Here is a 14,653-nt window from a genome sequence, read left to right on the forward strand (position 1 = left end):
AAGTCCATCCTATGGAAGAAAAGGTAACATGGTTTTTGTAATTTTCCCAATATTCGATAAAATGAGCTTTTTTTTGGGAAAAAATTATGGAATATTGTATATAACCACAACCTCTCACAAAAAGTTCCAAAAATTTTTCAACGACTGGAGGGAAAAAAGATGTGCGGGATCAGTGGTGTCATCTTTAAAAATCCAAATCACAAAAGGAAAACAGGCGAAGTCATATTGGCAATGCTGGACAGTTTGTTTCGAAGAGGTCCTGATTCAACAGGAGTTGCCATTCTCCATCCAAAGGAAGAGAACGTCTTATATGTTGATGTGAATTATGAAACAAGGGGCAACGGGGAGAAAATCATTTCCTTCTTAAAAGATAAAGCAGATGTGCTGTATTCATCTGATCATGGCAATTACGTCAGAACAAAAATTTTCCATTCAGGAGATATCCAACATATTGTTCAAGGAATCAGTCAGCTGGACGAAGACATTTCAGTCGCAAACATCGGAGAATCGATTGAAGTGTTGAAATCTTTAGGGGGAGCTCATCTTTTAGATGCGCAATTTAAGCTTTCCGTATATGACGGGCAAGTTGCTGTAGGCCATACAAGAATGGCGACAGAAAGCAAAGTCGATATTTCCCATTCGCAGCCGCTCTGTTGCAATTCTTTCAAAGATTTAACGATTATTCACAATGGCCATGTGACAAACTACATTAAATTGAGAGCATACTACGAAAAGAAAGGCTATCAATTTATAACCGGAAACGATTCGGAAGTGATTGCCGTTTATTTAGTAGATGAAATGAAGAAAGGAGCCAGCTTAAAAGAAGCAATGACAGCATCTGTTCATGATTTAGACGGCTCTTTTAGCTATATTGCTGTTACGCCGACAGCAGTCGGTTTAGCAAAAGAACCTTTTAGTATGAAGCCGATTGTGCTTGCGGAAACTGATGATTTCATCGCTTTTGCTTCTGAAAGCTTAGCAATTACAAATGGCTTTGGGGAAAGCTTGCCAGTAAGAGAACCAGGGGCAGAGGAGGTATTGGTATGGAATCTGTGAAAGAAAGTATAGTAATTGATTGCAAGAGTGAAACGGTGACTTCAATCAACCAAATGATTCGGGATTTTGCGAAAAATAATATAAAGGAGGTCATCATCGAAAACCCTCTCGCACGCCATAACCTTGGAGTATGCATAACAGATCCGATTCATCTCATTTATAACGGAGATGTCGGCTACTATGCAGTGAGTTTATGTGATAAGGTGACAGCGACCATAAACGGGAATTGCGGCTGGGCAGTTGGTGAAAATTTAATGAGCGGAGAAATTGTCGTAAATGGAAATGCAGCGTCTTCCTGTGCAGCTTCGCTGAGAGGCGGTATCGTAGTTGTCAAAGGAGAGGCAGGCGCCAGGGCGGGAATCAGCATGAAGGGAGGGACTTTAATTATTGGCGGTAATACCGGATATATGACCGGTTTTATGATGCAAAAAGGAAAAATGATTATTTGTGGAGATGCTGGGAAAGCGCTGGGAGATTCCATGTATGATGGAGTGATCTACGTTGGCGGGAAAATTGCGGAGCTGGGGAATGGAACAAAGGTAGAGGAAGTGTCGGAAGAGGAAAAAGATGAGATAAAGAGTTTGCTTGATTTCTATCAAATAGAACCGCCGCCCTCTTTTCAAAAAATTGTTCCTAACGGCTTGCTTCATCATTTTAATAAAAAGGAGTTTCGCGTATGGAAAGAAATCTTATAAGAAAAAGCAAGGTGTGGAGTCCGGAAAAAATTGAAGAAATTCAAGAAAAAGCTCAGATTGGACGATATCGCATCCGCGGCCAAGCTACAAAAAGAATGGACTTACCTTCCTTTGACGATCTCGTCTTTACTCCGGCAGGACTGTCAAGGGTACCGCTGGAAGGGTATCGGGAGCGATGCGATACAAAAGTTGTTATAGGAGAAGGAAAGGTGAAACGTCCCCTCGTACTCGAAACACCGATCATGATTGCAGGGATGAGTTTTGGGGCGATTAATGCTCATTCTAAAAAAGCGCTTGGCATTGCAGCGACTAGATGCGGCATCAGTACATGTACGGGCGATGGGGGCATGCATCCGATAGAACGTGAATATTCGGAGAAATTGGTCTACCAATTGCTTCCGAGCCGCTACGGTTTAAATCCTTATGATTTGAAAAAAGCCGATGCGGTAGAAATTGTCGTGAGCCAAGGTGCCAAACCAGGTACGGGCGGAACGCTTCTTGGACATAAAGTTTCTGAAGAAGTGGCAAAAATGCGGGATCTTCCTGCAGGAGTCGATCAACGAAGCCCGTGCCGGCACCCCGATTGGATGGGGCCAGATGATTTAGGGGTAAAAGTAGAGCAAATTCGGGAAGCGACTGATTATGAAGTGCCGATCTTTATTAAAATTGGGGCCGGACGCGTTTATGATGATGTAAAGCTGGCGGCAAAGGTTGGGGTGGAAGCAGTCGTCATTGATGGAATGGAAGGAGGAACCGCTGCCTCACCGGAAATCCAATTGGATCATACAGGGATTCCGACCATTTCCGCTGTAGTTGAAGCAGCTCAAGCACTTTACGATATCGGTATGAAGCACGAAGTAAAGCTAATTATCGGCGGCGGAATCAGCAATGGCGCTGATGCAGCGAAAGCCATCGCACTAGGTGCGGATGTCGTTTATATGGGTTCAGCAATGTTAATTGCCCTTAATTGCCAGCGGCCAATTTATATAGAAGACTACCATGCCTTAGGGACAGAACCTGGTGCATGCCATCATTGCCATACGGGTAAATGCCCGGTCGGTATTGCGACACAAGATCCTGAGTTAATGGCGAGATTAGATCCTACAGCTGCCGCTGAAAGAGTGGAGAATTATATCAATTCGATCACGATGGAAATGCAAATTTTTGCAAGATCGTGCGGAAAAAGCAGAGTCAGTGATTTAGATCCTACCGATTTGCGCTCGTTAACATTAGTCACCTCCTATATTACAGGAGTTCCTCTAGTAGGATTAGGGGGCAAAAAACCGTATTTTGCAAGCCTTGACCATGGGAGTTCATTTAAAGATCTTTTAAAAGTGTAAAAAATAAGGGATGGTGATGATCATTGATCGGTATAGTGGAAAGCAATAACAAGGTGTTGGAGGAGACGTTAAAATATATCGAAGGTAAAAAGATCAAATTGGCGTTAGCCTCCTTTTCGGATTTGAACGGTTCTTTACGTGCGAAATTAATTCCTTCCTCCCGTTTACAGTCAGTCTGCCAATCAGGGGCTGGATTCGCCGGTTTTGCTGTAGGCGATCTCGGCCACGGACCGCATGATCCCGATATATTGTGCATCCCTGATTTGCGTTCTATGACTATATTACCGTGGAATAAAGAGATTGCTTGGTTTGCCGGAACTTTAACGGAAGATGGAACTCCTTGGCCGTTTTGTACGAGAACGATTTTGTTAAATGTGCTGACGCAAGCAAAAAGCATGGGATATACGATGAAAACGGGAGTGGAACCGGAATTTTTCCTTGTGAAACAGGGAGAAGACGGGAAAATTGCCCCGTTTGATGAACAGGATAAAGAATTGAAACCATGTTACCAACAGCAGGCGCTTATGAGAAATATCGAATTTTTAGGCACTTTGATTGAGTATATGAATGAATTGAAATGGAATGTCACACAAGCAGATCATGAAGATGCCAATGGACAATTTGAAATCAATTTTGATTTTTCAGATGCGGTGACGTCTGCTGATCGGCATACATTTTTTAAATATATGATTAGAACCATGGCAGAGGAACGAGGACTAATCGCCACGTTTATGCCGAAGCCATTTTCCAATCTGACCGGGAATGGCTGCCATATGCACTTAAGCTTATGGGATGAGCGGGAAGAACGAAATGTATTTGAAGATGCTCATGATCCAAAAGGCTTTGGATTGTCTGCAGTCGCGTATCATTTTATTGCAGGTATTCTCAATCATGCAAAAGCCTTGGCTGCTATTGTCTGTCCAACTGTCAACTCTTACAAGCGGCTAGGAGCGTTAAATTCCTCATCTGGATCTACATGGGCTCCTAATTTTATTTCTTATGGAGGGAATAACCGCACACAGCTTATTCGCATTCCTGATGCTGGAAGGATTGAGTTTCGGGCCATGGACGGTTCCTGTAATCCGTACCTGGCGACTGCTGCGATTTTAGCAGCGGGATTGGACGGCATCGAAAAGCGGATGGATCCAGGAGATCCATTTAACGGAAATTTATACATGTTCCATTCGATAGAAAATGAATTTGACAAATTGCCTTCTACATTGAATGAAGCGATTGAAGCATTAGAAAGCGATGAAGTGTTAGTCAAGGCACTAGGGGAAACATTTATGGAGACCTTTATTAAACGAAAAAAGGCTGAATGGAAAGAATATCATGACTATGTCAGCGAATGGGAAGTTGAAAAATATTTAAAAGGCTACTAAAAACAAATCGTATTGATTTATATGGAGGAATTCGTATGAATTATGACGGGATGTACGATGTGATTGTTATTGGAGCAGGTTCTGCAGGAAGTGCTGCAGCCTATTATTTAGCCCAAAATGGTCAAAGCGTGTTGATGATTGATCAATTTTCTGTTCCAAATTCCTTTGCAAGCCACGCCGGGGAAACAAGAATGCTGCGATTTGGTTATGGCCAAGGGGAAAAATATGTTGATTTAGTTAAAGAAGCATACCGGTTATGGATGGAACTGCAAGAGCAAACAGGAAAAACGTTATTTTATCAAACAGGCACTTTAGTTGTCGGCGAACGCGATTCATCTTTTGTCAATGAAACGATTCAAAGCTCTATTCATCACAACCTCCCAATTGAAATGTTCACAGCAAGCATGGTGATGAACAAATGGCAAGGCATTCAAATTCCCGAAGATTTTACTGCCTGTTTTGATCCCCAAGCAGGATTTTTGTTATGTGAAGTATGTATTCAAACTTATAAAGAAGAAGCTTTAAAACTGGGAGCCAAACTGTTGGAAAACAATCCTGTCTTAAAGCTGTCCATTCAATCGGATATGTCGGAGGTCATTACGGAGAAGGGACGTTTTCAAGCAGCCAATTTAGTGATCACAGCTGGTGCATGGATTCCGAAATTATTGCCGGAACTCGATTTTCCGATCCAAGTGATCCGAAAACCTGTTGCATGGTTTGCACCGTTGGAGGATGGACTATATGATTTTGGTCAATTTCCTGCTTTTGTCTTTGACACAAAAGAAGGTCATTATTATGGTTTTCCGAATTTTCGGAAAACAGGTGTAAAAATAGGACGTCATGACATGGGGATTGAAAGTGATCCAGATTCCGTGAACAGACTATTTGGTTCTTACTGTGAAGATGAACGTGATGTACGAAGCTTTCTTGAAAAATATATGCCGCAGGCTGCCGGCGAGCTGACCGATGGTAAAATTTGTTTATATTCACTTACTCCTGATAGCGACTTTATTATCGATTTTCATCCAAACTTCAGCAATGTGTTGTTAGCCGGCGGATTTTCCGGACATGGGTTTAAGTTTGCCAGCATCGTTGGGAGCATTTTAGCAGATTTAGTCACGCTTGGGAAAACAAAACATGATATTTCCTTTTTTCGATTAAATCGTTTTGAACAAATCGCTACCGAAAGCTAGAGTAATGAAAAAAGTAAGGAGGAGGATTCCTATGGATGGTTTCGTAAAGAAAAGAGCTTCAATATTTTTCGTTTTTCTTCTTTATCTTTTATTCCTTTTTCCGATTTCAGCCTTTGCGCAAGAGAACGAGCCGGTGGTTGATACGGGGGATACAACTTGGTTGCTCGTAGCAGCGGCTATCGTTATTTTTATGCATGTACCTGGTTTGGCTCTCTTTTATGGAGGGCTTGTAAGTGAACGGAATGTTGTATCAACGATGATGCACAGCTTTGTCAGTCTTTTAACTGTGACCATTGTTTGGGTGCTATGGGGATACAGCCTCAGCTTTGGACAGGATGTAGGGGGAATCATTGGAAAACTGGACTACCTGGCATTTAACGGAGTAGGAGGAGAGGCTGCTTTTGGTTCATTAACCATCCCTCATTATATATTTGCCATTTTTCAAGGTGCATTTGCTGCTATAACGGTTGCGATTATTTCCGGAGGAATTGCAGGGCGTATTTCTTTTCCTGCATGGGTAATGTTTTCGGTTTTATGGATCACCTTTGTTTATGCACCAATGGCTCATTGGGTATGGGGAGGCGGATGGCTTTTTGCCATGGGCGAACTTGATTTTGCTGGAGGTACGGTTGTTCATATACTTTCCGGTGTTAGCGCATTAACAGCTGCACTCGTAATTGGGCCGAGATATGAACATATGAAGAAAAATGATGCTCCTCATAATATTGTTTTATTTCTTATTGGAGCGGCCACTCTTTGGTTTGGCTGGTTCGGTTTTAACGCAGGAAGTGCACTTAGTGCAAATGGTATTACCGCTCTTGCCTTTGCCAATACACAAGTTGCCGCAGCAGCAGGGGGCTTGGGATGGCTGATCATAGAATGGATGGTTCGCAAGCGCCCGACGCTAGTAGGAACTGCCACTGGGGCAATAGGCGGTCTTGTTGGCATAACTCCAGCAGCAGGATTTGTCACAATCCCTTCAGCTTTGATTATTGGACTTGCATCCGCCCCTATCTGCTATTTTGCTATCCATTTTGTGAAAGCACGTCTAAAATATGATGATACGTTAGATGCTTTTGGAGTACATGGCATCTGCGGAATATGGGGATCCATTGCAACAGGACTTTTTGCTACTAAGTCAGTGAATCCGGCAGGGAATAACGGTTTGTTTTATGGAAATCCTGAACAGCTGTTCCATCAGGTTATAGGAGTGATTGTGGCTGTTTTGCTTGCGGCAGTAGGAACATATATTGTTTTGAAAATTGTTTCGCTGTTTACACCGTTGCGTGTGAAAAAAGAAGACGAGCTGCTTGGCCTTGATTTAAGCTTTCATCAAGAACCGGCTTATTCAGATGTTGATCAGTCGATAGAAGAGAAGGGTAAATCAAACGATATTGCTTCTCAAATGTCCTAGCATGGCAATGTATTTTTCATTGGTTGTCAAAACGGCAAAGCTATGACCAATTCAATTGTATACGCATAAAAGAATCCTCACCTGATAAACAGTGTGAGGATTCATGTTTGTTTTGATGAATTTGTAAAAACACAACAAGTAGATTTCGACAAAGAAAAACAGCCGATTATTGTTAATTTTTTATACTGTAAAGAAAAAGATTAAAAATCTGTCGTCATGTGATCGTTTTGTTCTCTTATTTCTTTAAAACTATTTTAAGCAAAAAATATACAAAAGGGTGTGGAGCTTGTTTCTGAAATATCTTTCGACTAATCGGAAGGCAGGGCTCCCTCCTCTCGTAAGGCGATTTATTCGGCTAACGATTCTCTTTTTTTGCATTTCAGAAACAAGTTATTGGCACAAACAGTTATATTTCAGATCAAGTGATACAAATTATTCAAACCAAGGAACACCAATTAACGTGCGGCCAATCCATTCGCGCAATATTTCGTTTGTGGGTCCCATGACTGCACCTGCTCGACCGTCACGTAAAAATTTTTCCACTTGCCCGGTTAGATATCCTCTTCCTCCAGAAACTTGTAATGCTTGATTTGTAACTTGTATGACTATATCTGCTGCATGAGTTTTGAGTTCCCAAAGCGGGTATAAGCATTCTGACAATTCTTTTCCACTATTTAAACATTGATCCATCCCTTCAGCTGTACGATAAAGCATGCTTCTTGCACTATCGATTAAAATTTGCGCTTTTGCCAATTCGTGGCGAATGACTTGGTAGCCGGCAACTGATTTTCCTGTATCTTTATGGACTTTTTTCTTTGCCTGGTCAATTGCTGCATTCAAGGCTCCTTGAGCAATACCAACCCAGCAAGCACTTGTGCCTAATAAAAAGAGCGGATCAATGACGTTTTCATTATAAACATTCATTCCGCCTTCAGTCCCAAGACGATTTTCAATAGGGACAAAGACATCTTTAAACTTCATCGGTCCGCTTGAATTTCCGCGAAGCCCCATAGCTGAAAAAGGAAAATATTCGATTCCCTTCTGATTATGATCTACAATTAAAAACATTAATGGATCGTCTTCTATGCTATTTGGATAATTGGTGCAAACAATATACCAATCCGCCTCGCCCGCACTGGTGACAAATGATTTTTCCGCATTTAACAAATATCCGTTTCCTTTGCGGGGAGCCGAACTAACAACATTCCAGAAGTGGCTTCCAGTCGCTGGTTCACTAAAGGCTAATGCGCCAATCTTTCCCTTTAGCACCCCAGGAATATAACGCTGCCGCTGCTCTCTAGTTCCAGCTGTATAAAGCGTTTGGACGGCAGCAGTGTGCATAACCCAACACATAGTAGTGGAAGCGCAATATTGAGAAAAACTTTCGGCTAACAAAGCAAATCCAGTTAGTCCAGCGCCAAGGCCTCCGTCGTCAACAGGGATTGTAACTGCTCCAAATCCAGCATCCGCAATTGCTTGTAAGCTTTCCCGAGGATAACGGCACTCCTTGTCTGAAATAGAAGCACGGGGCAGCAGCTCCTTTTTGCCTAATTCATGTGCTTTTTCAATTAGTTTTTCGAATCCTTCTGGGTAAGACCACCATTTTGGAATTTGCATAATTTCTTCCTGCAGTTCTGTCTGATTGACTACCATTGACATCACTCCTTTTTAAAGGTTACTGTTAAGAATGTTAACAAAAATTACAATATTATGAATATTGTGCTTTTATTTTTACATAGACGATTCTTTCAAAGAAACAGAGATTTCCTAAATAGTGGGAATAAATCAAAAACCTTGTCATTACATTTTACAATGATTCGGTACTCTCCCTGTCTCCTTTCCGTGTAAAACATCGTTGCTGATCTCATTATTGGCGCTAATAATGTTAAGTTCTCAAAGAAATAAAATTTCATTGCCTGCTCATGTTGAATGATCCGAAAGGAAAAGCTCTAATTGTCAGAACATTTTACAGATTTTTGCGAATATTCCCGCCATTTGAGAAAAAACGGTTGTGAGAACGTTACGGTTGTTATTATGATAGGATCATCAGAGTTATAAAATAATACATTTTTTGTTACAAAACATAACATAACTCTGATTATAAAAATTGAAAAAGGAGAGTGGAAAGAATGAGTGAATCAGCGGTAACAGCTATGGATCATCAATTTTTAAGTCAAAAGCCAGGAATTCAGCTAATAAAAGCTGGAACGTATGAAAAAATTGAGTTGAACAATGTTTTGAGTATACCGGCTTTGAAAAGTCAAATTATTGACGTTCCGATTAGCCCATTAGAGAAGCCTTTAACAATTGGATATTTCTCTATGCAAAAGTCGGAAGAGTTTGAATTTTTGTATACTTACTTAGAAGTAAAGGTAATTATAAAGGGGCAGATCATCGTCAGAGATGAACAAGGAAACAAATATGTAGGGGAAGCGGGAGATGTTTTTATCTTTACCCCTGAAACGAAAGTGATCTTTGATGCTGAAAGCGATGGAGATGCGATTTATACGGCACATCGATTGCCGGAGCCAACATTTTTAAATTAAACAAATGAAAGAATTTCCCCTTGTCGTAACGCGGCTTCATGGGGAGGTTCTTTCATCCAGTTTTGATCGTGAGGAGGAGAGAGGGCAGTGAGTGTAAAAACGACTAACCAACATATGATCAAAGAAATTCCGCTTATTAAAAGGTTCCCATTTCCATTTCAAAAGGACTCTTACAGGTATTCTAATAATGCGAGGCCTCTAGAATCCGGGAAACTTGCAGATATTACTCCCGAATATTTTGAAGAAATAGATAAAAAGCGTCAAATACTATTAAACCACCATGAACGTGCTTTTCAATCTTTAGAACATTCAATCGATGGACAGTGGGAAGTGCTGGAATTTTTAATAGATGAACTTGCCATTATTTACCCTGAGTATTTCTCGGTTATAAAAAATGGTCATGAATGGACGTTTGAAAATAAGCTTTTGGATGAGAAACATACATTTACTTTTGGCGATCTATCGACATTGCCCTACGAGCCTTTAGATTTTATCGGCAGACACGTTCAAGAGGATCTCATTTTTATGGGGCAAAGAGACGGTGATTTATATATGGATGCAGGACAATTGTGTTTTCCTGCCAATTGGTCGATTGCCTTTGATATTGGCATGACTTACACCGAGTTCCATTCTCCTGTACCGGTTTTTTTCGACAGCGGTTTAGCGAAAAAAGTCCTCAATTTTCTTTTGAGAATCGAGGCAGGGAAACCGTGGACACGGTTAAACTGGACTTTAACAGTGGAGCCAATCCTTGACACGTTCCCTGAGAATTTTGATGAATGGGGTCCAAAAAAGGAAAAGGTAACTTCAGAAAATGCCGGTCAGCTTGTGCACTTAAGAGTGGAGGATCAAAGGCTATTTCGTATGCCGCGAAGCAATGGGATTTTATTTAGTATTCATACTCATTTAATATCACTTGATGAGCTGAAAAAAAATGAAGATTGGTTGAAACGTTTTTTTCGAGTTTTAAAGGATTTACCTGACTATATGGCTGAATATAAAGGATTTAGTTTATACAAAGGAGAAATCATTCGCTATTTAGAAAAAAGCTTGACAGATTGAAATTGGGAAAATTGGAAGAAAATAGCGTGTGAAGAAGCTGTTTTTAAAAAACATGAAAGGAGGAGGATTACATGATGGCGCGAACACTTGAAGTGATTGTAGAACAAATTACGCATGAAACAGCTGCGATTAAAAGTTTTAAGCTAGTGTCAGCAGACCGTTCGCCATTGCCTCGTTTTAGTGGGGGTTCTCATATTACGACTTATTTGCAAACTGAAACAGGCTTAATCGAACGCCACTATTCTCTTACAAGTGATCCGGACAATACAGGCTACTATCGAATCGCCGTTCGCCGCAATGAGGATTCAAATGGAGGATCAATTTATTGGCACGATCATGTGAAAGAAGGGGATAAGATCTCCATTAGTTATCCGAAAAATTATTTTCCGCTAAGCTTTCAAGCAAAACGCCATTTATTTTTTGCAGCTGGGATTGGCATTACACCTTTTCTTTCGATGGCGAAGGAATTAAAAAAGAAGAAGGCTTCATTTGAAATACATTATGCCGCTCCTTCAAAGGAATTATGTGCCTTTTATCGCCATCTCTCCACTTTTTTTTCAGAGGAAACTCATTTTTATTTTTCAAAGGAAAACAAGAAAATGTCAACAAAGTTAATGGAAAATCAACCGATAGGAACCCATGTTTATTTCTGCGGTCCAGAGGCCATGATCAAAGGATTTGCCGATGCTGCCAAAGTCATTGGTTATTCTGAAAAAAGCATCCACTTTGAACTCTTTACACCGCCAAAATCAGGACCGATGCAGCCATTCCGGGTAAAACTCAATAAAAGCAACAAAGTGATTGAGGTGCCTGAAGGGAAAAGCTTGCTGGACACTTTATTACAGCTTCATATTGATGCGCCATATTCATGTAAAATCGGGGGATGCGGCAGCTGTCAGCTGCATGTTTTAAAAGGAGAAATTGACCATCGAGACTTTTTTCTTACCGAAATGGAGAAAAAAGAAAGCAATGTCATTTTAACATGTGTTTCAAGGGCAAAATCCGGCAGTCTTGTTTTAGATCTTTAAGAGCATACAAGAAAGGAGCAAATGGAATTGTGCACACAACAAAGGTTATCGGAATCGATGATTTTGAATTCAAGATAAACGACGTGAAATGTTCTTTTGAGGAGTTGCTGCCGGGATTTCATCAATATGATCGACTAGGAATAGTCGTACGGGAACCGGCAGGAAGTGCTGGTGCTAGCGCCTTGCTTATGGCAGCTGTCACCAGATTTTATGATTTTTATCGTCAGGATTTAACAGATGAGGAGGGCGGACTTCGAATTTATCCTGATTATTTCATTTTCCATGTCGGAAAACAGCACTTAGATCATTATTGGATGGATATATGGCCGCCCCATAAAGAGGTTATCGTGGAGGATGACCCTGAACAAATTTTAGAAGCGATTAACGATCGGGGCATCACCCGGCTGATTGTGGAAGATATCAAACCCGTTCATGCGACTTTTTTACAAGAAACCATCAGCAGTGCGCAGCAACGAATCGTCAGTGCGATAGCATATTCACCGTCAGGACGGGTTCATTTCGGCGATGTGAGTATTGCAAGCTGTCCAGCAGCAGAACGCTTCGTTTTTGACTCGTTTAATAGATCTAAGAAACTTTTTCAACAAACGGCTGCCCAATTAAAACAAAAACGGGAGAATCTATTTGTCAATGGGCGTGTTATTGAAACTTATCGCCGGATTCCTTTAACAGATGCTCTTTATATGCTTACACGCTCGAACGGTCCGGGCTTCACAACTAGCCGTTATCTTTCTATGTTGTAATTTGATAGAAATCAAGTTACGGCAATGCTTTGTTTGCTTAATATTGATTCGAACTAGCTGCAGCTTATCGTTGGAGAATATCCTGATATTCGAAAAATTCGAATTGAGAAAATTACAAATTGCTTATTCGATTCGACCATGTTGAAAAACAAACAAGGAGGTTGAAAAATGACTAAAACAGCAGATGGGAAAACAAGCGCTTCTGAAGCAGATGAATTTTTTGCGCAAAATCAGCAAGCTGGCAATCTATTTCAATTCATCACTGGGAAACAATTTTTGTTTATCATTGATGAACCGATGATTTTGCCAACGTTGATGTTTATTAAAAAAATTCCAGAACAGACGAAGAAACAAATCTATATATTGAAGAAAAATGATAGCAGCCTTCATTCGTATAAGGGGACAGAATTTTTTCCGAATGAAGCGACTGTCCTTTCATCAACATCCAGTGAGGAAATTTACAAAATATTTGAAAGTCAATTTATCGGTACAAAGCTATTTCTTTCAGTTCAATGGTCAATGTTAAAAGAGCTGAAAAAACTGGCATTGCGGGCTGGTTTTAATGAAGATGAGATCCAGGCACAAGGATGGGGGGAGAAAGAGGAAAGGGTATTTTGTGTAAAGTGTTATCATCTGAACAAGCTGACAGCACAAAAACAAGTAACGTGTGAAAAGTGTCATGCATCGTTAGAGGTTTCAAGACACTATTCTAGGCTCCATGATGCATATTTAGGTTATTTAAAAATAATTTCATGAAACAGAAGAAGGAGGGCCTGAAAAATGGTAGGTTAAAGGCTTTGAAATCTTTAGAATAAGGGGATGATCATGTGGAGGGATTTGAACAGTTTGCCGCAATCCAAATAGAAGTATTCTATTGGTGGTGCATTGCAATCATGCTGCAGATCCATGCGGGGTTTTTGACTCTTGAAGTCGGCATCTCCCGTGTAAAAAACGTATTGGCGACGGCTTTGAAAAATATTATGACGTTAGCAGTCGTGTTACCTGCTTTCTATTTTGTTGGCTGGTGGATATACAATGCGTTTCCAGACGGTTTGATTCCGAGAATGAGTGAAGCGGCATTAGCTGCATTGCCTTGGAGTGAAAATATGGGTCCGAATATAACGGATCATGCGAGTGGAGTTTTCTGGGGTGCTTTTGCGCTGTTTGCTGCTACGACAGCTTCCATCTTATCCGGCGTGCTGATCGAACGGGTTCGATTAAGTGGATTTCTTATTCTTGCCGCTATTCTTGGATCAGTTATTTGGAATTTAGCTGCTTCTTGGGGCTGGCACGGAGAAGGATGGTTTTTAACGCAATTTGGTTATCATGATGTTGCCGCTGCAGGCGTTATTCATGCAATAGCTGGGTTTTTTGCATTAGGAGTCGTGATCAATTTAGGACCTAGAATCGGCAAATATACAGGGGATGAGAAAATTGTTAATATTCTGCCGCATAATCTTCCGTCCACTTTATTAGGGCTGATGCTCATTTATGTTGGTTTTTTCGGCTTCCTCGGAGGCTGTATAATCGCTGTTACAAATGGGGAATGGATGACGATTTACGGTACTCCTACCAATTTATCGGCTTTTGTATTCAATGCTTTAATGGGATTAGCGGGAGGTTTAATAGGGGCATATTTAGGTTCAAAAGGGGAACCGTTTTGGGTCGCTTCAGGCGGGCTGGCCGGGGTTATTTCAGTAGGTTCGGGTTTAGATTTATATCATCCAGCGCTTGCATTTGTTATAGCTGTCATTGGAGGATTGATGTGTCCATTCATTGGAAATTTTCTCGAAAGGAAGGGGATTGATGATCCTGTAGGTGCTATTACCGTCCACGGATTTATCGGGATCTGGTCAGTCCTTGCAGTCGGGATATTTGCCTCCGGCTATCCCAATATAAACGGCCCGGAAATCTCTTTTATTGGACAACTCGTATGTGCAGCGGTTGTGATCCTTCTAGGATTTCTCCCAGGCTACTGGACATCACTGCTTTTGAAAAAGCTTAGTATGTTGAGAATACCAAAGCAAGCAGAGATGCTTGGTATTGATTTAACTGAAATACCTGCAACAGCTTTTCCGGAAGGAATTCCATCTACTCAAGAAAATGGAAGATTAAAAATGATCATGTCAAAGAGCAAAACTAGTTAATAAAAGGATAAAAATGTAAAGGAGGAATA

Annotated in this window: 13 protein-coding genes; 12 read left to right on the top strand and 1 reads right to left on the bottom strand. The window is 40.9% G+C overall.

All coding sequences use genetic code 11. The features are described 5' to 3' along the window. Positions 1-159 precede the first annotated feature (159 nt). From NSQ84_RS06115 to NSQ84_RS06140, 6 genes are read left to right on the top strand one after another with little or no spacing between them, the layout of a single operon-like run. Positions 160-1,056: a class II glutamine amidotransferase gene (locus tag NSQ84_RS06115; RefSeq protein ID WP_063389444.1), complete on the top strand. Its 897-nt coding sequence runs from the start codon at positions 160-162 to the stop codon at positions 1,054-1,056. Further along, positions 1,044-1,751: a hypothetical protein gene (locus NSQ84_RS06120; protein WP_063389443.1), complete on the top strand. Its 708-nt coding sequence runs from the start codon at positions 1,044-1,046 to the stop codon at positions 1,749-1,751. Before NSQ84_RS06115 ends, NSQ84_RS06120 begins: the two co-directional genes overlap by 13 nt. Next, positions 1,733-3,091, top strand: a complete 1,359-nt coding sequence (locus NSQ84_RS06125) for an FMN-binding glutamate synthase family protein (RefSeq protein WP_063389442.1) — start codon at positions 1,733-1,735, stop codon at positions 3,089-3,091. Before NSQ84_RS06120 ends, NSQ84_RS06125 begins: the two co-directional genes overlap by 19 nt. Before the next feature lie 23 nt (positions 3,092-3,114). Further along, positions 3,115-4,473 carry a type III glutamate--ammonia ligase gene (glnT, locus tag NSQ84_RS06130; protein ID WP_199757349.1) on the top strand — a complete coding sequence of 453 codons (1,359 nt, stop codon included), beginning with the start codon at positions 3,115-3,117 and terminating at the stop codon, positions 4,471-4,473. Positions 4,474-4,508: 35 nt separating this feature from the next. Next, positions 4,509-5,666, top strand: coding sequence for an N-methyl-L-tryptophan oxidase (solA, locus tag NSQ84_RS06135; RefSeq protein ID WP_063389441.1), 1,158 nt, complete (start codon positions 4,509-4,511; stop codon positions 5,664-5,666). Positions 5,667-5,697: 31 nt separating this feature from the next. Continuing rightward, positions 5,698-7,080, top strand: a complete 1,383-nt coding sequence (locus tag NSQ84_RS06140) for an ammonium transporter (protein ID WP_066251084.1) — start codon at positions 5,698-5,700, stop codon at positions 7,078-7,080. A 432-nt stretch (positions 7,081-7,512) separates the two neighbouring features. Here NSQ84_RS06140 and NSQ84_RS06145 read toward each other — a convergent pair whose 3' ends face one another. Next, on the bottom strand, positions 7,513-8,733 hold the full coding sequence (locus NSQ84_RS06145; protein WP_082830405.1) for an acyl-CoA dehydrogenase family protein: 1,221 nt from the start codon (positions 8,731-8,733) through the stop codon (positions 7,513-7,515). Positions 8,734-9,209: 476 nt separating this feature from the next. On the opposite strand from NSQ84_RS06145, the gene NSQ84_RS06150 reads away from it, so the two are divergent. The 6 genes from NSQ84_RS06150 to NSQ84_RS06175 all read left to right on the top strand — a co-directional run bounded on the left by NSQ84_RS06150 (position 9,210) and on the right by NSQ84_RS06175 (position 14,624). Beyond that, entirely contained in the window at positions 9,210-9,626 is a 417-nt protein-coding gene (locus tag NSQ84_RS06150) for a hypothetical protein (RefSeq protein WP_066251087.1), read from the top strand. A gap of 87 nt (positions 9,627-9,713) precedes the next feature. Then, positions 9,714-10,688, top strand: a complete 975-nt coding sequence (locus tag NSQ84_RS06155; protein ID WP_235600511.1) for a DUF3445 domain-containing protein — start codon at positions 9,714-9,716, stop codon at positions 10,686-10,688. 74 nt (positions 10,689-10,762) lie between these two features. Further along, positions 10,763-11,716: a PDR/VanB family oxidoreductase gene (locus NSQ84_RS06160; protein ID WP_339212405.1), complete on the top strand. Its 954-nt coding sequence runs from the start codon at positions 10,763-10,765 to the stop codon at positions 11,714-11,716. A gap of 29 nt (positions 11,717-11,745) precedes the next feature. Then, positions 11,746-12,477 (top strand): hypothetical protein, encoded by a 732-nt coding sequence (locus tag NSQ84_RS06165; RefSeq protein WP_063389437.1) that lies wholly within the window; start codon positions 11,746-11,748, stop codon positions 12,475-12,477. A 168-nt stretch (positions 12,478-12,645) separates the two neighbouring features. Continuing rightward, positions 12,646-13,233 (top strand): dimethylamine monooxygenase subunit DmmA family protein, encoded by a 588-nt coding sequence (locus NSQ84_RS06170; RefSeq protein ID WP_063389436.1) that lies wholly within the window; start codon positions 12,646-12,648, stop codon positions 13,231-13,233. 71 nt (positions 13,234-13,304) lie between these two features. Next, complete coding sequence (locus tag NSQ84_RS06175) at positions 13,305-14,624, top strand: hypothetical protein (protein ID WP_327847658.1); 1,320 nt, start codon at positions 13,305-13,307, stop codon at positions 14,622-14,624. Positions 14,625-14,653: the final 29 nt, after the last annotated feature.

This window comes from Aeribacillus sp. FSL K6-3256, assembly GCF_037965805.1.
Taxonomy (GTDB): Bacteria; Bacillota; Bacilli; order Bacillales; family Aeribacillaceae; genus Aeribacillus; species Aeribacillus composti.

Bases quoted from the DNA above. Each gene is read 5' to 3' on its own strand.
- NSQ84_RS06140 (WP_066251084.1), top strand. From the start codon at position 5,698: ATGGATGGTTTCGTAAAGAAAAGAGCTTCAATATTTTTCGTTTTTCTT.
- NSQ84_RS06120 (WP_063389443.1), top strand. From the start codon at position 1,044: ATGGAATCTGTGAAAGAAAGTATAGTAATTGATTGCAAGAGTGAAACG.
- solA (WP_063389441.1), top strand. From the start codon at position 4,509: ATGAATTATGACGGGATGTACGATGTGATTGTTATTGGAGCAGGTTCT.
- NSQ84_RS06150 (WP_066251087.1), top strand. From the start codon at position 9,210: ATGAGTGAATCAGCGGTAACAGCTATGGATCATCAATTTTTAAGTCAA.
- NSQ84_RS06170 (WP_063389436.1), top strand. From the start codon at position 12,646: ATGACTAAAACAGCAGATGGGAAAACAAGCGCTTCTGAAGCAGATGAA.
- NSQ84_RS06145 (WP_082830405.1), bottom strand. From the start codon at position 8,733: ATGGTAGTCAATCAGACAGAACTGCAGGAAGAAATTATGCAAATTCCA.
- NSQ84_RS06160 (WP_339212405.1), top strand. From the start codon at position 10,763: ATGGCGCGAACACTTGAAGTGATTGTAGAACAAATTACGCATGAAACA.
- NSQ84_RS06125 (WP_063389442.1), top strand. From the start codon at position 1,733: ATGGAAAGAAATCTTATAAGAAAAAGCAAGGTGTGGAGTCCGGAAAAA.
- NSQ84_RS06115 (WP_063389444.1), top strand. From the start codon at position 160: ATGTGCGGGATCAGTGGTGTCATCTTTAAAAATCCAAATCACAAAAGG.